We start from the raw sequence: 18,036 nt of genomic DNA, 5'->3' as shown, positions 1-18,036 counted from the left end.
TTATCATCCCTTTCATCTCCCCATACCTCCTTAAAGATATCGGCGGGTCAGCTTTCAGCGAAACCCGCCCACGCCCTTTCAGAAACCATGCATCCTGATTCTATCCCTTCCCCCTGAGGATGTCAAGCGGTAAGGGCGAGGCATTTCAAAGGGAAATGCCCCACCCCTGCTTATGCCAATATGTCCGCCTAGAGCTTTGAAAGCTCTTCTTTGAGCCTCTCCACGAGCCACATCCTCATGAGACTTTGATAGGAGATGGACTTCTGCTTGGCGATCCTCTTTATCAAGGCCACATGGTATGGGTCAAGCCTTAGAGAGATCCTCTCCATCTTCCGTTTTCTCCTCCCCAATAGGATCTCGTGCTTCAGCTCAGGCGATAGCGAGAAAGGCTCGACTTCCTCGACCTCATCGGGGAAATCCAGGAACGAATGTGAATCCCAGAACTCTCTTTCTTCCTCCTCACTTTTGAAATTAGGAATTTTCATACTCTTATCCTCCTTTTGAAGTAACCGATTTCCTTTCGAGTCATATCGCGAGCAGTTATCACCCTGATAACCCCTTCCCTCTTGTATTCAAAGATGACGGAAAGAAGTCTTCCGGAGAAGATGCGCCCAAGGGCGTTATAGCGTCCATATTTTGCCTTCAGTCTATCTTATCCTTTGCGCCTAACCTCCTCTATCAGCCTTTTCAAATTCCCGCCGAGGATCTTTTGCGCTTCCTCCTCGGAAATGCCCCAGCTTTGAATCCAATCGATGTCGCTTTTCAACGCCTCCAGGTTGTTGGAGTTCCAGGGATAGTCAAGCCCGTAGATGATCCTATCCGCCCCGACCGTTTCGAGGAGCAATTTAAGGCGGTCAGGTAGAAGGCGATATCTCGGGTCTCGCCCTGAACATTGTGTCAGGCCGGCATAGCAATTTCGGTTGTTATGCAGGACCGCAAGTGCCTGTTCAAAGAAGGCGATCCCGCCGATGTGTTCGATGATGATCCTCAGGTTCGGATGCCTTTGTGCTATATCGTCAAGAAGTATCGGCATATAACGCCTCAAGTTCCAGCCGTGAGCGCCGGTGTGAATGCTGATCGGTATGCGAAGCGACTCGGCCATCTGCCAAAAGTGCTCGATGGAAGGATCATCGAGGCGAATTCGCATAACCGGAGGATGAACCTTCGCCCCGACAAGCCCCATTTCAATCGCTCTCTTCAGTTGATCAGCAGCGTCATGATCCTGCGGATAGATCGTCGCAAAACCGAACAAGTTTGGATATCTCCGGAGCTCACGGCAGAGCCACTCATTGCGGTCAAGCCCTCCACCGATTTCCTCCCAGACACCGCCCTCCCAACCGAATGGGGCGAAACATACCGCACCTTCAACCCCTACATCATCGAGAATCCTCTGTAAGCCGGCTATGGTGCCCATATCAGGTTTGTCCTTCTCCGATCCAAACCCCTTGGGGCTGACATGACAATGGTTGATCAGCATTTCAACGTCCCCCGAATGATGAATAGATTGAAGCGGAAAACGTTACAACGTTAAACGTTGAACGTGCAACGGATCTCCTTTCTCCTCGTTCCTCCTCTCGTAAGTGAGTTCCCCAACAAGCCTCTCAAGCTCTGCAATCTTCTGAACCTCTTTGGGGTTCCTCACAAATATCATCAAGACCTCATCTCCTGAAAGTGAGTTTAAAGGAGGGATATACCAGGGATGAGATGAAGGAGAGGCTCCTTATGCTCCTTATCTTGGACCTTACGAGCATCGAGGGGCGGAGATAAAAGCTTGCGTAAGCTTTAAGCAGGTATTTTCTGAGCTCCTTCGGGGTAACATAGGTTGTCTTCAAAACGGGATGGAGGCAGTCGTAAAGCTCCCATTTCAGGTGAAGCAGCTTGTCCTTGACGTTCTCGAAGAGCTCAGTTCCGGGGTACGGGGTAAGGATCGAGAACTGGGCGAAGTGCGGGCCGAGCTTCTTCGCAAGCTTTATCGTGTTCTGTATCATCTCCTTCGTCTCATCGAGGTATCCTATTATGAAGCTCGCCCACACCCTTATCTTGTATTTTTTAAGGATCTCGATGGCCTTCCTCGCCATCTCGAGGGTTATCTTCTTCCCGTAGCTGTCCAGGATCAGCTGGCTTGCGCTTTCGATCCCTATGAAGACAAGTCTTGCACCCGCCCTTGCCATGCTCTTTACCATCTCCTCATGCTTTACTATCGTATCGACCCTCGAGAGACACCACCATTTCACATCCAAGTTTCTCCTCAGGATCTCCTCGCATACCTCTATTGCCCTTTTGGGGTTGAGGGTGAAGTTATCGTCCACAAACCCTACGGCTCCTATCCCGAACCTCCTCTTTATCTCCTCGACCTCATCGACTATGGATTCAGGGGACCTCGCGCGCCATCTTATTCCGGCAAGCTTCGACGATGCGCAAAAGGAGCAGTTGAAGGGACATCCCCTGCTCGTTATGACCGATGTTAGCTTCCTCTCCTCAAGCCTTGTGGGATACCTTTTGAGGGGGAGGAGGTCCCTTGCGGGAAAGGGTATGGAGTCCAGGTCGCGGATGAAAGGTCTATTCGAGTTTCTCAGGAGGATCCCGTCCCTCATGAAGGATATCCCTGGGACATCCTCAAGCCCTCCCCCGCCCTGGAAGTGCTCGATTAGGTCAAGCATCGTAATTTCTCCCTCACCCCTTACGATCACATCCACAGCGCCGCTCCTTAAGGCCTCCTCATCCATGAAGCTCACATGAGGTCCCCCCATTACGACCTTCTTCCCAAGCTTCTTGAGCTCCATTGCTATTGCAAGCGCAAGGTTAAACCTCGAGGTATCCGACGTTATCCCCACAAGGTCGAACTCTTGGACCTCGCTCAAATTTAATTTGCGCTCGACGTCGAGGTCAACTATTCTCACCCTGTGCCCGGCTTTCCTGAGGACAGAGGCGATGTACGCGAGGCCAAGGGGCGGAAGGCTTATACCTACTTTCCTGAAGCCGCTTGGAAAGGGAGGATTCAAAAGAAGAACCTGCATCTTTAGCCTCCGCAGTTACCGGGTATCTTTTTGACTGCCCCCTTGAAACGGATTTCACCTTATTCTATTATAAACTCACCCCATCTGCATGTCAAGTTTGACAGGCCTTCGGTAGGGGTTTTCAACGCTTTTCGCCAGCGCTGTAGTGGCAAGCCCCCATGCCTGCCAGATTCAGGGGCACGCACAGGGGAATGTCCTTACCACACCTGATTATGCCAAATCATTGAAAAGCCCTGGGCCTTCGGGCCTTCGCCAGAAATTCCCCACCGTGCTTCGAGAGAGGGATCAGGAGGCAATCTATAGGAGGGAAATTACGTCCTACACTCCTAAATTCCCAGCGCCTCGTTTATCTCCTTCTGGTATCCCTCCAGCTCACACCGTTCGATCTCCTGAAGCGAGACGGGTCTGTTAAACCAGGCCGACTCGAATATGGCCATACAGATCGCCTGATCTTTGAGTCCCTCCATGACATCGACCTCCGGAACGGTGCCGATTCGGACGGCATCGGCGAAATCCTTAAGCTCTATCGCCACGGTATCGGTTATCCCGGATGGGAAGAACTTCTCCTTCTGTTCATCCGATATGTTCTCCATGAACTCCTTGATCAGGGCGTCGTTATCTATGTGAGTTCCATCGCGCAGCCACAGACCGCCGTTCCAGTCTATACATCCCTCGCTGCCGTAGATCACCCTGTTTCCGAAACCCCGTCCGGCCGCCGATCCGACCCATGTCCACTGGACGAGGACATCGTTATCGAAGCTTATGAGGGCCATAGAGGCGTCCTCGACGCTCACCCTCCAGGCGCCTTTGCGGTTTTTGGGGTCGCTGTATCGGAAGGGCTCGTACTGTTTCGTGATGGCGTATACCTCTCTGGCATCCGATCCCAGATGGAATCTGAAGAGATCGGCGAAGTGGACGCCCCCGTCCAGGACCCATCCCGCTCCGGCGAGGTGTTTGAAGTTGCGCCATCCCCATTTCCCCAGGTTCTCTCCGACGTCCTGCCAGAAGAACATCCTGGGTTTTCCGATTCTGCCCTGCTGGATCGCCCATCTCCTAGCCCTTTCATGCACGGCGAGCCTGTAATTTTCCGCAACGGCCAACACCTTCTGAGCTCTGATCGATGCGTCCAGCATCAACTTGCACGCCCGCATCGTTATGCCCAGGGGCTTTTCGATTATCACATGTTTTCCGGCCTCAAGACATGGCACGGCTATGGAGTGATGTTCTGAGTGAAGCGTGCAGATGTCCACCGCTTCGATATCGGGGACCTTATCCAGCATGTCATGGAAGTCGGTGAAAATCGCCGGCTTCTTACCCTGGAACTCCTCGGCCTGCTTGGCCCTTTCCTGAGCTCTCTCCTCCACCACATCACACGTGGCGACGATGTCGAAAAGCTTCAGGTCTTTATTCCAGAGCGTTCTAAAGGCGTTCATATGAGCTCCGGACATGCCACCACAGCCTATCAATGCTATTTTGATCGGTTCCATCAGTCCCTCCTGAGTTTTTCGATCTCTATTGAGCCATTTTCCCCGATGAGGCAGGTAACCTGGGCCTCATCGCTCATGGCCTTAAGTTCCAGCTTATGTGCGCCTCCGATCTCGATCGGCCTTATCGAGATCCTGTCGTTCCCGATCCTGAGGGTGGCTGAATAGGCGCGTTCCACCTTTCTGCCGGTCGACCCGGAGTATTCGGCGATGGCCTCCTCTATGGCTCTGGCCAGATCCCCGCGGGCGAGATGGGGCGAAGCGGCGCGGGCCGCCCTCATGACGAGATCACTCAGCCTCTCATGCTCCTCGATCTTCCTCCTCATCGCCTCCTCCTGTCCTCTCTTCAGAACGAAGACGGCCATGCCGGAAAGCAGAGCGACGAAGGCCAGCGTCATAAGCAGTATATACCCCTTCATCTCCTCCCCCCTCCTGAGCATCTTCTCCACGTCTTTGGCATGCAGATGAGGATACCACCTGCTATGCCCAAACGCCGTGGGAAGGGGGAGAAGCAGGATAAACGATAGAACCGAGATCGTGAGACACACCGGTCTGATCTTCACGGATCTTGAGTATAGCATGGGGGATAAGGCAAGTCAACCGTTATCAGGGAGTCGGTGGGATGAAGATTCCCGAAAGTTTATATTTCACCCAATTGCCCGATCTATCGAGGAACTCATATCGAGCCACACCTATCCCCGGCACGAACCAATATCTGCCGACGGGTTCTTTGGATAGCTCCTCACCGTAGCTGGCGGCGAACTCCTCGATCAGATATGCCTCGCGTTTTCCCCCGCCGGGGACCTCGACGGGCTCGCCATAAGAGGTTACCCTTTTCACCAATCTGAACTCGGGGAAGTTCGCCTTGTTGAAGACCTCCCATTCATCCCCAACTCCGAAGGGGAATTTCCAGATAAGCCTTTTGGGATAGAGCACCTGATGAATCAGGTTGATCCCCAGCTCCGGCAGTTCTATATCAAACGCCATCTCGTAATAACCATCGACATCCTTATAGAAATAGGTCCTCTTTATGCTGATAGGGATGTTGAGGAACTGACCGTTGATGGTCAGATATTTACCGTTTGCCGATAGATAATCGGTGGGTATATCGGATTCGTTCTCCAACACCCGACAGGTAAGGCCGTTTACGAGGTAGGTGCCTTTAACTATCAGGTTGAAGGAGGTTCCCTCGCCGACATATGTCCATTTAGTTCCCTCACCGCTCGGCATATCCACGGCGTAGACCTTATCGCCCTTGCTCAGGGTGTAGGAGGATGGTTTCTCCAGGGTTATAAGTCCGTTATCCCCGCATCCGATTATCAGGGATATCGAGACGAATAGGATACAGGTTGAAATCATCCAGAGTCTCATCGCGTTACCTCTTCATGTTGTCTGGGCGGATTATCCAGGGCCCTGTGGGCTTCCATCACCGTTTTATCTATATCCCGCCCATCAATCTCACTCTGATCCTCGTTTGAAACCTCGAAAAGCAGGAAGAACTCTATGTTGCCGGCAGGGCCCTTTATGGGCGAGAAGGTGAGCTTTAACGCCCTCAGGCCCCATTTGCGGCATTCTCGCACCAGTCCGGAGAGAACCTCAGCATGCACCTTCGGGTCTCTTACCACCCCTCCCCGCTGAACCTTCTCCCTGCCGGCCTCGAACTGAGGTTTGACGAGGGCGAGGATCAATCCCCTGCTTCGGACGATCTTCGCTAAAACGGGGAGCACCAGCTTCAGAGAGATGAAGGAGACATCCACGGTTGCCATGTCTATGGTTTTATCGAACATGTCCGGGGAGGCGTATCTTATGTTTATCCTGTCCATCGGTTTCACCCTTTTATCTCCCCTCAGCTTCCAGTCCAACTGTCCGTATCCGACGTCCAGAGCATAGACGAACGCCGCGCCGTGCTGCAGCAGGCAATCGGTGAAACCGCCCGTGGAGGCCCCGACGTCCAGGACTACCGATCCGGTGACATCCAAGTTGAAATCCCTCAACGCCCCCTCCAGCTTCAATCCGCCTCTGCTGACATATGGGATCTCACGGCGGATCCGGATTCTGACGTCCGATCTGACCCTCCTTCCGGGTTTGGTCTCCGGCACGTCATCCACCAGCACCTCACCCGCCATTATCAGCCTTTTCGCCTGTTCCCTGCTGCGCGCCAATCCTCTTTCGACTAAAAGCATATCGAGTCGCTTTTTAGGTTCAGACATCGAATATCACCCTTGCGCACCAGATACCATCCTTGAGCTGTTTGATCTCGAATCCGTGATATGTGACGTTTTTGATGTGGTTGATGGGGAGGTGTCTGTCGTAATCTATCCGTTCGCCCCAAAGGGATGCCTTGAGCGATCTGGGTGAAAACTCTGTGATCTCACCCCTCTTAAAGTAGATCTCCTCAACCTCATGCTGGAAGATCACCTCGCGCAGCATGTCGATAAAGAGCTCCTCCGTTGAGTCGGATGAAAGCCCGATATCGATCCTTCTTTTCTCCTGGACGGTGTTCACATCCACCATGATCTCGATCAGGGTAGAGAGTGCGTTTTGAAAGAGATCCTCAAGGCTCCGGCCGAATATCTCCACGCCGAGATCGGCGGTGTGATCGAAGAACCTATACCTTTCCCTCACGTCTTCTTCTCCGTTTTCTCCAGGCGGGGCTCAGGATCATTATCTCCTCATATTCGATCCAGCCGAAGTCCATGAGGATGTGTAAGAAAGCCTCTTTGGCCAGACGCGGATTGGTCCTTTCGAGAAACCGGATGAAGGTGATATCATGACGCCTCGCCCAATGTCCCCAGCCGCCGAGCGATCTGGACAGCAGATCCATGAAGGCATGTAGCTCCGGATGGGAGTAACCGAGGAGCACGCGGCTTGCGGCAGCGTGCTCCCTGCGCCCATGCCTACGTGACCTCCCCTTCCTCTTCGGGAAAGGGCTTGTCGATGCCTTCCACCTCGAATAGATCCCTGATCTCCTGGGGGACGTATTTCATCATCTCATCATGCAGCTCATACGTCTTTTTCACCTTCTCTATCCACGCCTGCCACAGTTCAGCTACGTTTTGCTCTGGTACTCCTCCGAGTTTTCTTTCCTGTATCGCCTGCTGTACCTGTATCATCTCCTCCGTGTCGATCAGCTTGGACGGCTTCAGATTCATCAGGGACTCTATCTCCCTCTGCATTATTATCTGAAGCGCCTGCGTTCTTGTTATCAGATCGTTCATCGATTTCACGGTTCCATGCCCTCCTTTCAAGCTCAAAGGATTCCCACTTTAGATGCTCCCATTGGAAGCTTTCCCAAACGGGAGAGCCCGTCTTCCGTGTCTGTTTCTTGCTTTTCCTCAAGCCGTTTCACCTCCTAAATTCCACCATAATGATACACTAAAATCACCGGATTTTAAAGGGGGAAACCACCTCTACAAGCTCGCTTCCATCTCATATCGAACGTGGTTTCCTCCATTTCCCCTGGCGGTCTATCGTATCTGCCGCGCGGCATCTCCTTGCCATCTATCGCCCGGAGGTGCTCGAACGGCTCGGCCACCTTACAAGGTCAAAGCTTATCCGAATTCATTCGGAATATTTTAGTAAGGATCGGGATGTGAAATCAAGCGTGGACTTGACACTCCTCGTCCTTTCAGATATCCTTTAACCTGATAGATCGAGGAGGAGGGGACTGATATGCCCAAGATAACGATCCGGGAAGTGGAGACGGTGGCAAACCTTGCAAGGCTGGAATTCGACGAGGAGGAAAAGAGGCAGTTCACATATCAGCTTGAAAGGATTCTCAGCTATATCGATAAGCTCAACGAGCTCGATACGGAGAACGTCGAGCCGACATCCCACGTCTTACCGATAAGGAACGTCATGAGGGAGGATGAGGTCAAACCCTCATATCCGAGGGAGGAGATGCTGAAGAACGCCCCTCGGCCGATCGAAGGATATTTCGCCGTCCCAAAGGTGATCACCTGAGGAGGGGGATATGGAGCTATACAGCATGACGGCACATCAGCTTCGGGATCTTCTCAGGAAAGGTGAGGTTTCAGCGACGGATATAGTCAAGTCGGTGCTGGAAAGGATCGATGAGGTGGAGGAGAAGATCAAGGCATACATAACGATCACCGATGATCTGGCCTTGAGGAGCGCCGAGAAGGTGGATGAGCTGCTCGCTAAAGGGGAGGAGCTGCCGGATCTGGCCGGAATCCCCGTCGCCATCAAGGACGTCATATGCACGAAAGGGGTGCTGACCACATGTGCTTCTAAGATACTGTATAACTTCGTCCCGCCGTATGACGCCACGGTGATGGTGAAGCTCAACCGTCAGATGATAGCGATGATCGGCAAGGCCAATATGGACGAGTTCGCCATGGGATCATCCACGGAGAACTCAGGGTTTTTCATCACGCACAACCCGTGGGGTCTAGATCGGGTTCCGGGAGGTTCGAGTGGAGGTTCCGCAGCGGCGGTGGCCGCCGACGAGGCGATCTGTTCCCTAGGGTCGGATACGGGCGGCTCGATCAGACAGCCGGCGGCGCTGTGCGGCGTGGTGGGGCTGAAACCGACCTACGGGAGGGTCTCCCGATTCGGGCTTGTGGCCTTCGCATCGTCGCTGGACCAGATCGGGCCCATAACGAAGGATGTCGAGGACTGCGCCCTGATGATGAACGCCATATGCGGATACGATCCGATGGACTCCACATCGGCCGACGTGCCCGTTCCTGATTTCACGAAAAGCCTCATCCCCGAGGTCAAGGGCTTCAAAATAGGTGTGCCGAAGGAATACTTCATCGAGGGGATAGATCCGGAGGTGGAGAAGGCCGTCAGGAAGGCCCTGGAGAAGTTCGAGGAGTTGGGGGCGAGCGTCGAGGAGATCTCCCTGCCTCACACCGAATATGCCGTTGCCGATTACTACATCATCGCCTCGGCCGAGGCGAGCGCCAACCTGGAGAGATACGACGGGGTGAAATACGGATATCGGGCCGAAGGAGCCAGAGACCTCATCGACATGTATAAAAAGACGCGCAGCGAGGGATTCGGAGCTGAGGTCAAAAGGAGGATCATGCTGGGAACATACGCTCTCAGCGCTGGCTATTACGACGCCTACTATCTGAAGGGACTGAAGGTGAGGACGTTGATCAAGAGGGACTTCGACGAGGCGTTCGAGAAGGTGGATGTCATCGTCACGCCCACCTCCCCTACCCCGGCCTTCAGGATAGGCGAGAAGGTGGATGATCCGCTGACGATGTATCTGTCGGATATCTTCACCATATCAGCCAATCTCGCCGGCATCTGCGGCATCTCCATCCCATGCGGCTTCAGCTCACAGGGGTTGCCGATCGGGATGCAGATACTGGGGAAACCTTTTGACGAGGAGACGATCCTCAGGGTCGCTTATGCCTTCGAGCAGAATACGGATTATCACACCCTAAAGCCGAGGATAGGTTGATGTGGAAAAGGGAGATCGCCGTTTCCATCGCCGCGGGATTCGCCGGGGCGATCATTGGAGGGATGATAACCGGATGGCTCATCGGCTTTTCAGGCTACAGATCGTTGATCTCATCCCTGCTCATCGGCCTTCTTTCGGGATCGCTCCCCGGCCTCTTTGCCGCCGGGATGATCGGCGTTCCCATCGGGGCGGCCTTCGGCGGGGCGGGGTATCTGTGGGGACAGTTTTTAGACGTGAACTTCCATTTCAAGAGGGAGACGATAAGGTGGCTGATGAAGAGCCATCCGGGTTTAAGCCTTAAGGCCGCCACATCGATAGCTGAGGTTCAGAGACAGGGCGCCACGCCGTGGATCCTTTTCAGGGAAAGGATCGATGTGGCGGACGCCCGGTGGATCATACTTTCGGCAGCCGTGGCCGCGTTGGCGGCATTTTTGACGATCAATCTGATCCGGAGGGGAGAAGATGCCGGGCAAATATGAGACTGTCATAGGGCTGGAGATCCACGCCGAGCTTTCGACCGAAAGCAAGCTTTTCTGTAACTGCAAAACACAGTTCGGCGCCGAGCCGAACACACAGATATGCCCCATATGCACGGGCATGCCGGGGGTGCTGCCCGTCCTGAACAAAAAGGCTCTGGAGTATGCCATAAAGACGGCCCTGGCGATGAACTGTAAGATCGCCAAATTCAGCAAGTTCGACCGTAAGAACTACTTCTACCCGGACCTGCCCAAGGGGTATCAGATCTCACAGTATGATCTGCCGATCTCATACGGAGGATACGTGGACTTCGAGTTCAACGGCGAGATGCGCAGGGTGAGGATAAGGAGGATACACCTGGAGGAGGACGCCGGAAAACTCGTTCACGAAGGGGTGGGCGATGGAAGAATGAGCTACGTGGACTTCAACAGGGCCTCCGTGCCCCTCATCGAGATCGTCACCGAGCCGGACCTCCGTTCGCCCGCCGAGGCGGTGGCATTCTTCAAGGCCGTCAAGGAGATACTGGAGTACCTGGAGGTCAGCGATTGTAACATGGAGGAGGGAAGTTATCGGTGTGACGCCAACATCTCCGTCAGACCCCTCGGGAGCCAGGAACTGGGGACGAGAACTGAGGTCAAAAACCAGAATTCCTTCAAGGCCGTCCAGGTCGCCCTAGAATATGAGGAGAAAAGGCAGATTAAAGTCCTGGAGAGGGGTGATAAGGTCGTCCAGGAGACCAGACTCGTCGATGTCGAAAGAGGGATCACCATGCCGATGAGACAGAAGGAGGAGGCCCACGACTACAGATACTTCCCCGAGCCGGACCTCGTGCCGATAGCGGTCGATGAGGATTGGATAGAGGAGATTCGCAGGAGCATCCCCGAACTGCCCGCCCAGAGAAGGAGGAGATTTGTGGAGGAGTACGGTATCCCACGCTACGACGCCGAGGTGCTGACCACCACCAGATATATAGCCGATTACTTCGAGGAGACGGCCAAGCTTTCAGGCGATCCGAAGGCGGCCAGCAATTGGATCATGTCGGATCTCATGAGCCTGCTCAACAGGGAGAACATCCCCATCACCCGATGTAAGGTCACCCCCAAGCATCTGAGCGACATGATAGGGATGATCGCCAAGGGCACGATAAGCACCAGGATAGCCAAGGAGGTGCTGGAGGAGATGTTCAAGACGGGAAAATCCCCTAAGAAGATCGTCGAGGAGAAGGGACTGGTGCAGATATCGGATGAGAAGTTGATCTCGGAGATCTGCGACAGAGTTATAGCTGAAAACCCGGGCCCCGCCCAGGATTTCAGAAACGGCAAGCAGAAGGCGATCGGGTTCCTCATCGGACAGGTTATGAAGCTCACAAAGGGGAAGGCCAATCCGAGGCTCGTGAACGAGATCCTGCGTAAGAAGCTATCGGAATAGGAGGTATTTGGACTTGGATTGGATTAAAAGGGAGATAGAGGAACAGATCAGGGAAAGCATAGAGGTCAAGCGAAGGATCGTTGAGGGGATGGTGGATCAGATCGCCGAAGCCGCCGATATGCTCGTCCACTCCCTTCGTGCAGGGGGCAAGGTGATACTTTTCGGCAACGGAGGCAGCGCGGCCGACGCCCAACACATTGCCGCCGAGCTGGTGGGCAGGTTCAAGATGGAAAGGAGGGCTCTTGCCGCCATCGCTCTCAACACCAACTCGTCGGTTATAACGGCCATCGGCAACGACTACGACTTCACCCTGAGCTTCTCCAGACAGGTGGAGGCTCTGGTGAAGGAGGGCGATGTTGCCGTGGGAATAAGCACCAGTGGCAACTCATCGAACGTGATCTACGCGCTGAAACGGGCCTCAGAGCTGGGTGCCAAGACTATAGCTCTGACGGGGAAAACCGGCGGGATGCTTGCCTCGGTCGCGGATCTGGCGATCATCGTTCCCTCCGATGACACACCTCGTATACAGGAGGCTCATATCACCATCGGCCATGTGTTGTGCGATCTGGTCGAGAAAATGCTGTTCGGCGGGGAATAATTCACCATATCCTCGGCTGAAATCTCTCATCATTGGGATGGTTCACAATTAGGATGACAATTTCCGCCGTTGTAGGGGGCGCAAGGCCTTGTGTCCTTAAGATGAACCATCCTGGTAGCAGGGAGGAGAATCGCAGATTTGTGGGGGCTAGGCATTCAAAGAAGAATGCCTAGCCCCTGCAATTTGATCTGCAGGAGCAGGTATATTACCGTTTGATCTCTCCCCAGATGACGGGAAGTTTTTCGGTAGGTTCGACGGCTGTCGAGGAAGGTTCCTTGGTCACCTCACTTGCCAGAGCGTGAGCTTCCTTTTCGCCCCCCTCGCCGAAAGCGACCCAGTATACGATCGGATCGCTGCTCTGCCCCGGCTTAAGCGTCACGCCGAGGTCATCATAGCTGAGCATCATCCTTCCTGGGTTCTTGCCGCCCCATGCGCTCAGCACCACCTTCCCATCCTCCGTATAGAGGGCTGCGAACCCGTCCTTTGTCCAGTAGGCACAGTGCGGGATCGGATCATCCCACTGCTTCATCCCGTCGAAGTTCACATTCGGCTCAAATTGAGGGTCGTGTCCGCTCTGGAACGAGGTGACGTTGCCCTTACCCGTGTTCTTGACGACCACCTCGTGCTTGATGTAGTTAACGCTATCGTAGTAATAAGCGGTGCAGGTATATTCCTTCGAGTCCGAATCGTGAGATATGTATCTCACCACAGCCATTCCGGGTTTTTGATCGACTATCTCCCACTTGCTTAGAGCGCCCCAGTCTCTCCAGGCGCCGTTATAATTGGAGGAGTGATAGAACGCCCTGTCGCCTACCCCGATCAGGCTGTTCTGTTTGCCGGGGAGGAACACCTCCATATAGCCCATCTGAGCTGCCTTCTTCCAGTGGGCTTCATATTTGTCCGTTTTGATGATCACGTAGGTGTTGTCCTCAGTCACCTTAACAGCATAAGCTGCTCCCGTCAGAGCGAAAACGGCTGTTATTAGGAGAATCAACGCCTTTTTCATGTTCGTCCTCCTTTCTTGGGAAATTGGGGAATAGCCCTATTCCACTCTTCCGTCAACCTTATTTTACCACACTTAGATTATCCCTTTCAACTCCATTTGATATCGGGTATTTCCTGCGATGGATTGTAAGCCGAATCTGTGTTATAATTCGTTATGATCATAAAACCTCGTGGAGGTTTCAAGGTGAGATATTCGATCTGTAACGAGATGTTCGAGGGATGGAAGTTGGAGGATATCTTCAAATTCGCCGCAGAACTGGGATATCATGGGGTGGAGCTAGCCCCTTTCACCTTCTGCGAGTCGGCCTTTGATCTTTCCAAAGCGGAGAGGGATAAGATACGTTCCGCGGCCGAGAAGGCCGGCGTGGAGGTGGTAGGGCTGCATTGGCTCCTGGTCTCGCCCAAGGGCTTGCACATCAATCATCCTCAGAAGGAGATAAGGGAGAAGACGAAGGAGTATCTGAAGGAGCTCGTGAAGCTCTGCGCTGATGTGGGCGGTAAGGTGATGGTCTTTGGCTCTCCTAATCAGAGAAATGTGCTTGAACCTCTCTCCTTCGATCAGGCATGGCAATACGCTACAGAGGTATTCGCCGAATGTGCCGAGCTGGCCAACGAGAAAGGGGTCATCATCTGCATAGAGCCACTGCACCGTGGACAGACCAACTTCATCAACCTGCCTGACGAGGCGGCGAAGATGGTCGAGGAGATCGATAACCCCGCATTCAGGCTCATTCTGGATGTGTATTCGATGTCGACGGAGGAGTTGGATATCCCCGCCGAGATCAGAAAGCACGCTCGATATCTAGCCCACTTCCATGCCAACGATAAAAACCGGCGATACCCGGGCTCAGGGGAAGTGGATTATAAACCTATTATCGCCGCCCTTAAGGAGGTCGGATATGAGGGATATCTCTCCGTCGAGGTCTTCGAGTTCGATCCCTCCCCGCAGTTCATAGCCCGCGAGAGCATAAAGTATCTGAGGGAAATGGTGGAGGGGTGATGGAGGAATGCGCAGACGCCATATCCTCAGGACAAAAGGCCAGTTGACGGTTCTGGCCTTAGCGATAACTCTAGCGGCGATCCTGATCCTCTATCTAAGCACGGGACGCCCTTCACCCTTGATGACGTTGGGGATATCGGCGTTCTGCGCCTATGTGGGATTTATCCTTGCCTTTACGCTCAGAATCAGGTATAGGAAGCTCCTGGAGCTGAAGTTATACAACGACTATATCCTCCACAGTATCACACGCGGCGTCATCACGGTGGGGCTCGATGGAAAGGTCAGGCTTATCAACAGGGCGGCCTTTGAGATTCTGGAATTGGATGAGAGCGCCGCAGCGGGGACGGATTACGCCAAACTCCTCGGAGATAAACCGGTGCTTAAAAGCCTGATATCCGATGTGTTAGAGAGGGAACAGATCGTAGAGGACAAGGAGATCGAGTGCGTCACATCCTCCGGCAGACGGCTCACGCTCCAGCTCAACACCGCCGTGTTGAGGGATTCAGAGGGACAGGCGGTGGGTGCTATACTGCTGATCAAGGACCTATCGGAGATGAAGCTGCTTCAGAGCAGGATCAGACGCGCCGATACCTTGGCTGCTCTCGGCAGAATAACCGCCAGCCTTGCACATGAGATCAAAAATCCGCTGAGCGGCATAAGTATAAACCTCGAACTGCTTGAGGAAACCCTGCATGACGAGAAGCTGGAAAACGGAGAGGAGGTCAGGGAATATATCAAGGTGATCGCCGGGGAGATCAAACGGCTGGAGGATCTGGTCAAGAACCTCTCGCGCTTCGTCAAACCGCCTACCATGAGGCTTGAGACGCTCGATCTTAACGACGTATTGAACAGAGTGCTGAACCTGGTCAAGATCGAGGCGAGAGATCAGGGAATAGAGATCGTTAGACGGTTCGGTCGGATACCGCCTACGCTTGGCGATATGGCTCAGCTCCAACAGGCCTTCCTCAATCTCATCATAAACGCCATCGAGGCGATGCCACAAGGCGGTAAGCTCACGGTGACCACGCGGTGGGATGAACCCCATAATCTCATAAAAGCCTCCATCTCGGATACCGGAGTTGGTATGCATCCGGAGGAACAGGATAGGGTGTTCGAGTTCTATTACACGACAAAGGAGAACGGGACGGGGATGGGTTTGCCCATAGCCCTTAAGATCATAAAGGACCATGGCGGCGATATCGACCTTGAAAGCCAGGTCGGCGTTGGAACTACCTTCACGGTGATCCTCCCTGTCAGAGGTGAAGGCAATGGTGGCCAGAATACTGATAGCTGAGGATGAAGAGGGAATACGCCAAGGCATGGCCAAGGCCCTTCAGAAAGATGGCCATGAGGTCGAAGTGGCTCCCAACGGCGAAGTGGCCCTGAGAAAGATCGAAGGGGATTACTTCGATCTCCTGATAAGCGACGTTCGGATGCCGGGGATATCAGGGTTGGATCTGCTCAAAAAGGCGAAGGAGATCGACCCGGATCTGATCGTTATCATCATCACCGCCTACGGTAGCATCGAGGATGCCGTGGATGCGATGCGTTCAGGAGCTTATAACTACATCACCAAACCGATAAAACTGGCGGAGCTGAGGGCCATGGTCGCAAATGCCCTCCAAATCCATAGTGTGGTCGTCGAGAACAAACGTCTGCGTGAGCTTCTGAAACAGGAGGACAGGTTCGAATCCATGATCGGCACCAATTCCAAAATGAGGGAGATCTTCGAGCTGATAAACAAGGTTGCTCCCACCAACGCCACCGTGCTGATACAAGGCGAGACCGGCACGGGGAAGGAACTGGTAGCGAGGGCGATCCATAACAGAAGCAAACGCAGGGATAAACCCTTTATATCCATCAACTGCGGGGCCATACCAGAGACATTGCTCGAATCAGAACTGTTCGGGCATGAGAGAGGAGCGTTTACCGGCGCCTATCAACAGAGGATAGGCAAAATCGAGCTGGCGGATGGCGGGACGCTCTTCCTGGATGAGATCGGAGAGATGTCGCTTAAAACCCAGGTGGATCTGCTGCGTGTGCTCGATCAGAGGGAGCTCTTCAGGATCGGCGGAAACAGGCCGGTCAAGGTCGATGTGCGCTTCATAGCCGCCACAAACAGGGATCTCAGGGAAGCGGTCAAGGAGGGCAAATTCAGGGAGGATCTCTTCCACCGGTTGAACGTCGTGCCTATAACCCTTCCGCCGCTTCGCGAAAGGGTGGAGGATATACCTGTCATGGCAGTCAGCTTCCTGGAGGAGTTCTGCAGGGAGCACGGACGCCAACCGATGAGGATATCCCGAGAGGCGATGGAGATGCTCTGCTCTTACTCATGGCCCGGAAACGTGCGGGAACTGAGGAATCTGATGGAGAGACTGGCCCTGACCTGCCAATCGAAGGTGATCGAGCCCGAGGACTTGCCCCTTGAGATAGGACGCTACAAGAGCGAAAAAGCTATTCACATCCGGATCGGAACTAAGATCAGGGAAGCCGAGCGCGAGCTCATTCTCTCCACCCTTGCCTATGTCAACGGTCACCGCGAGAAGGCGGCTAACATATTGGGTATAAGCGTGCGGGCCCTTCACTATAAACTCAGGCAATACGAGAAGGAAGGGTATATTTAGAATGGCGCTGCGCACTTCGCTCGGGAGGAGAACGATGAACGAGGGTATGAGCCGTCGAGAGTTTGTGAGGATATTAGCGGCAACAACCGCTATCGGCTTCAGCGTGAAGGTTACAGCGTTCGGTGAGAGAACATATCAACCTCCTTCTATTAGAACGAACGTCGACCCTCTCGCCAAGGAGGCTTTAAAAACGTTGGAAAGAGCAACGGAATTCCTCCGATCCATCTCCACACATGGAGGATACCTATGGAGGTATTCGGAAGATATGGGAGAACGGTGGGGCGAGGTGAAGGCGAGCCGGATCCAGATCTGGGTTCAACCGCCGGGCACACCCTCAGTTGGCATGGCCTTCCTGAAGGCATATGAGGTGACAGGTGATAAGAGATATCTGGAAGCAGCTAAGGAAGCCGCAGACGCCCTCGCCTGGGGACAGTTGGAGTCCGGAGGATGGACGTATTACATCGATTTCAGCCCCCGATGGAGCCGGAGGTGGTATCGACGTGCCGATAAGGGGAAGCTCTCTCCCAAGGAGATATCCAGACGAAGAAACTGGACATCGTTCGACGACAACACCACCCAAAGCGCCCTTCGGTTCCTGATGGCTTTGATCCAGACGATCGGTCAGCCACAGGATGAGCGCGAGGTGAGAATTCGAGATGCGATGGAATACGGCCTTAAGGGATTGCTTCGAGCGCAATATCCCAACGGCGCATGGCCTCAGGGATATGACGGACGCCGGTATGATCCGAAAGAACATCCCATCAGGCGCTCATGGATACCGAAGAAGTGGTCTCGCGTCTATGTTAAACATTCGTATTGGCTGTATTATACCTTTCGCTCTTATTTACCGAGGATGTTGGTGGGATGAGAAGGTTCCTCAGAGAGTATCACCTCCATTACATACCTGAAACCATCAAACAGATTCATACTCGCAACCCTGATGTGCAACTGATACAAACTCACATA

Annotated in this window: 22 protein-coding genes; 9 read left to right on the top strand and 13 right to left on the bottom strand. The window is 53.6% G+C overall.

What is annotated here, in order from left to right:
- Positions 1 to 188 precede the first annotated feature (188 nt).
- The 12 genes from J7M22_06015 to J7M22_05960 form a co-directional block, all read right to left on the bottom strand.
- Positions 189 to 485 carry a hypothetical protein gene (locus J7M22_06015; protein MCD6506163.1) on the bottom strand — a complete coding sequence of 99 codons (297 nt, stop codon included), beginning with the start codon at positions 483 to 485 and terminating at the stop codon, positions 189 to 191.
- Positions 482 to 646, bottom strand: coding sequence for a BrnT family toxin (locus J7M22_06010; GenBank protein MCD6506162.1), 165 nt, complete (start codon positions 644 to 646; stop codon positions 482 to 484). Before J7M22_06010 ends, J7M22_06015 begins: the two co-directional genes overlap by 4 nt.
- Before the next feature lie 6 nt (positions 647 to 652).
- Positions 653 to 1,477: an amidohydrolase family protein gene (locus tag J7M22_06005; GenBank protein MCD6506161.1), complete on the bottom strand. Its 825-nt coding sequence runs from the start codon at positions 1,475 to 1,477 to the stop codon at positions 653 to 655.
- A gap of 181 nt (positions 1,478 to 1,658) precedes the next feature.
- Positions 1,659 to 3,017, bottom strand: a complete 1,359-nt coding sequence (locus J7M22_06000; GenBank protein ID MCD6506160.1) for a radical SAM protein — start codon at positions 3,015 to 3,017, stop codon at positions 1,659 to 1,661.
- A 326-nt stretch (positions 3,018 to 3,343) separates the two neighbouring features.
- On the bottom strand, positions 3,344 to 4,504 hold the full coding sequence (locus tag J7M22_05995) for a Gfo/Idh/MocA family oxidoreductase (protein ID MCD6506159.1): 1,161 nt from the start codon (positions 4,502 to 4,504) through the stop codon (positions 3,344 to 3,346).
- Positions 4,504 to 5,049, bottom strand: a complete 546-nt coding sequence (locus tag J7M22_05990; protein ID MCD6506158.1) for a hypothetical protein — start codon at positions 5,047 to 5,049, stop codon at positions 4,504 to 4,506. The genes J7M22_05995 and J7M22_05990 overlap by 1 nt, the downstream gene beginning before the upstream one ends.
- A gap of 58 nt (positions 5,050 to 5,107) precedes the next feature.
- On the bottom strand, positions 5,108 to 5,872 hold the full coding sequence (locus J7M22_05985) for a hypothetical protein (GenBank protein ID MCD6506157.1): 765 nt from the start codon (positions 5,870 to 5,872) through the stop codon (positions 5,108 to 5,110).
- Positions 5,869 to 6,711 (bottom strand): TlyA family RNA methyltransferase, encoded by an 843-nt coding sequence (locus J7M22_05980; protein MCD6506156.1) that lies wholly within the window; start codon positions 6,709 to 6,711, stop codon positions 5,869 to 5,871. Before J7M22_05980 ends, J7M22_05985 begins: the two co-directional genes overlap by 4 nt.
- Positions 6,704 to 7,126, bottom strand: a complete 423-nt coding sequence (locus tag J7M22_05975) for an archease (protein MCD6506155.1) — start codon at positions 7,124 to 7,126, stop codon at positions 6,704 to 6,706. The genes J7M22_05980 and J7M22_05975 overlap by 8 nt, the downstream gene beginning before the upstream one ends.
- Complete coding sequence (locus tag J7M22_05970) at positions 7,110 to 7,325, bottom strand: hypothetical protein (GenBank protein ID MCD6506154.1); 216 nt, start codon at positions 7,323 to 7,325, stop codon at positions 7,110 to 7,112. The genes J7M22_05975 and J7M22_05970 overlap by 17 nt, the downstream gene beginning before the upstream one ends.
- A 73-nt stretch (positions 7,326 to 7,398) precedes the next feature.
- The gene (locus J7M22_05965; protein MCD6506153.1) at positions 7,399 to 7,728 is read right to left on the bottom strand and encodes a hypothetical protein; all 330 of its coding nucleotides are present in this window, start codon (positions 7,726 to 7,728) and stop codon (positions 7,399 to 7,401) included.
- Between the two features lie 164 nt (positions 7,729 to 7,892).
- Complete coding sequence (locus J7M22_05960) at positions 7,893 to 8,036, bottom strand: hypothetical protein (GenBank protein MCD6506152.1); 144 nt, start codon at positions 8,034 to 8,036, stop codon at positions 7,893 to 7,895.
- A gap of 137 nt (positions 8,037 to 8,173) precedes the next feature.
- On the opposite strand from J7M22_05960, the gene gatC reads away from it, so the two are divergent.
- The 5 genes from gatC to J7M22_05935 are packed head-to-tail and all read left to right on the top strand — an operon-like array spanning position 8,174 to position 12,441.
- On the top strand, positions 8,174 to 8,464 hold the full coding sequence (gene gatC, locus J7M22_05955) for an Asp-tRNA(Asn)/Glu-tRNA(Gln) amidotransferase subunit GatC (GenBank protein MCD6506151.1): 291 nt from the start codon (positions 8,174 to 8,176) through the stop codon (positions 8,462 to 8,464).
- 10 nt (positions 8,465 to 8,474) lie between these two features.
- Positions 8,475 to 9,938: an Asp-tRNA(Asn)/Glu-tRNA(Gln) amidotransferase subunit GatA gene (gatA, locus tag J7M22_05950; GenBank protein MCD6506150.1), complete on the top strand. Its 1,464-nt coding sequence runs from the start codon at positions 8,475 to 8,477 to the stop codon at positions 9,936 to 9,938.
- A complete protein-coding gene (locus J7M22_05945) occupies positions 9,938 to 10,417 on the top strand; it encodes a hypothetical protein (protein MCD6506149.1) in 480 nt (159 codons plus the stop codon). Before gatA ends, J7M22_05945 begins: the two co-directional genes overlap by 1 nt.
- Positions 10,401 to 11,843, top strand: a complete 1,443-nt coding sequence (gene gatB / locus J7M22_05940) for an Asp-tRNA(Asn)/Glu-tRNA(Gln) amidotransferase subunit GatB (protein MCD6506148.1) — start codon at positions 10,401 to 10,403, stop codon at positions 11,841 to 11,843. The genes J7M22_05945 and gatB overlap by 17 nt, the downstream gene beginning before the upstream one ends.
- A 22-nt stretch (positions 11,844 to 11,865) precedes the next feature.
- Positions 11,866 to 12,441, top strand: coding sequence for a D-sedoheptulose 7-phosphate isomerase (locus tag J7M22_05935; GenBank protein MCD6506147.1), 576 nt, complete (start codon positions 11,866 to 11,868; stop codon positions 12,439 to 12,441).
- Between the two features lie 205 nt (positions 12,442 to 12,646).
- Here J7M22_05935 and J7M22_05930 read toward each other — a convergent pair whose 3' ends face one another.
- On the bottom strand, positions 12,647 to 13,447 hold the full coding sequence (locus J7M22_05930; GenBank protein MCD6506146.1) for a hypothetical protein: 801 nt from the start codon (positions 13,445 to 13,447) through the stop codon (positions 12,647 to 12,649).
- A 183-nt stretch (positions 13,448 to 13,630) separates the two neighbouring features.
- Between J7M22_05930 and J7M22_05925 the strand changes: the two genes are divergently transcribed.
- Genes J7M22_05925 through J7M22_05910 form a run of 4 tightly spaced genes read left to right on the top strand, consistent with a single transcriptional unit; the run spans position 13,631 to position 17,938 of the window.
- The gene (locus J7M22_05925; protein MCD6506145.1) at positions 13,631 to 14,446 is read left to right on the top strand and encodes a sugar phosphate isomerase/epimerase; all 816 of its coding nucleotides are present in this window, start codon (positions 13,631 to 13,633) and stop codon (positions 14,444 to 14,446) included.
- A gap of 7 nt (positions 14,447 to 14,453) precedes the next feature.
- Positions 14,454 to 15,740, top strand: coding sequence for a PAS domain-containing protein (locus tag J7M22_05920; GenBank protein ID MCD6506144.1), 1,287 nt, complete (start codon positions 14,454 to 14,456; stop codon positions 15,738 to 15,740).
- On the top strand, positions 15,715 to 17,070 hold the full coding sequence (locus J7M22_05915; protein ID MCD6506143.1) for a sigma-54-dependent Fis family transcriptional regulator: 1,356 nt from the start codon (positions 15,715 to 15,717) through the stop codon (positions 17,068 to 17,070). The genes J7M22_05920 and J7M22_05915 overlap by 26 nt, the downstream gene beginning before the upstream one ends.
- A gap of 34 nt (positions 17,071 to 17,104) precedes the next feature.
- A complete protein-coding gene (locus tag J7M22_05910) occupies positions 17,105 to 17,938 on the top strand; it encodes a hypothetical protein (protein ID MCD6506142.1) in 834 nt (277 codons plus the stop codon).
- Positions 17,939 to 18,036: the final 98 nt, after the last annotated feature.

The organism is Candidatus Poribacteria bacterium, from assembly GCA_021162805.1.
In the GTDB taxonomy this organism is placed as follows: Bacteria; Poribacteria; WGA-4E; order B28-G17; family B28-G17; genus JAGGXZ01.
Note: the sequence above shows the minus strand (reverse complement) of the source record. Positions and strands in the feature narration are given on the sequence as shown.

What these genes read in the sequence shown, in the direction of transcription:
- J7M22_06015 (MCD6506163.1), bottom strand. Translation starts at nt 485, where the DNA reads ATGAAAATTCCTAATTTCAAAAGTGAGGAGGAAGAAAGAGAGTTCTGG.
- J7M22_06005 (MCD6506161.1), bottom strand. Translation starts at nt 1,477, where the DNA reads ATGCTGATCAACCATTGTCATGTCAGCCCCAAGGGGTTTGGATCGGAG.
- J7M22_06000 (MCD6506160.1), bottom strand. Translation starts at nt 3,017, where the DNA reads ATGCAGGTTCTTCTTTTGAATCCTCCCTTTCCAAGCGGCTTCAGGAAA.
- J7M22_05995 (MCD6506159.1), bottom strand. Translation starts at nt 4,504, where the DNA reads ATGGAACCGATCAAAATAGCATTGATAGGCTGTGGTGGCATGTCCGGA.
- J7M22_05985 (MCD6506157.1), bottom strand. Translation starts at nt 5,872, where the DNA reads ATGAGACTCTGGATGATTTCAACCTGTATCCTATTCGTCTCGATATCC.
- J7M22_05980 (MCD6506156.1), bottom strand. Translation starts at nt 6,711, where the DNA reads ATGTCTGAACCTAAAAAGCGACTCGATATGCTTTTAGTCGAAAGAGGA.
- J7M22_05970 (MCD6506154.1), bottom strand. Translation starts at nt 7,325, where the DNA reads ATGGATCTGCTGTCCAGATCGCTCGGCGGCTGGGGACATTGGGCGAGG.
- gatC (MCD6506151.1), top strand. Translation starts at nt 8,174, where the DNA reads ATGCCCAAGATAACGATCCGGGAAGTGGAGACGGTGGCAAACCTTGCA.
- gatA (MCD6506150.1), top strand. Translation starts at nt 8,475, where the DNA reads ATGGAGCTATACAGCATGACGGCACATCAGCTTCGGGATCTTCTCAGG.
- J7M22_05945 (MCD6506149.1), top strand. Translation starts at nt 9,938, where the DNA reads ATGTGGAAAAGGGAGATCGCCGTTTCCATCGCCGCGGGATTCGCCGGG.
- gatB (MCD6506148.1), top strand. Translation starts at nt 10,401, where the DNA reads ATGCCGGGCAAATATGAGACTGTCATAGGGCTGGAGATCCACGCCGAG.
- J7M22_05930 (MCD6506146.1), bottom strand. Translation starts at nt 13,447, where the DNA reads ATGAAAAAGGCGTTGATTCTCCTAATAACAGCCGTTTTCGCTCTGACG.
- J7M22_05920 (MCD6506144.1), top strand. Translation starts at nt 14,454, where the DNA reads ATGCGCAGACGCCATATCCTCAGGACAAAAGGCCAGTTGACGGTTCTG.
- J7M22_05915 (MCD6506143.1), top strand. Translation starts at nt 15,715, where the DNA reads ATGGTGGCCAGAATACTGATAGCTGAGGATGAAGAGGGAATACGCCAA.
- J7M22_05910 (MCD6506142.1), top strand. Translation starts at nt 17,105, where the DNA reads ATGAACGAGGGTATGAGCCGTCGAGAGTTTGTGAGGATATTAGCGGCA.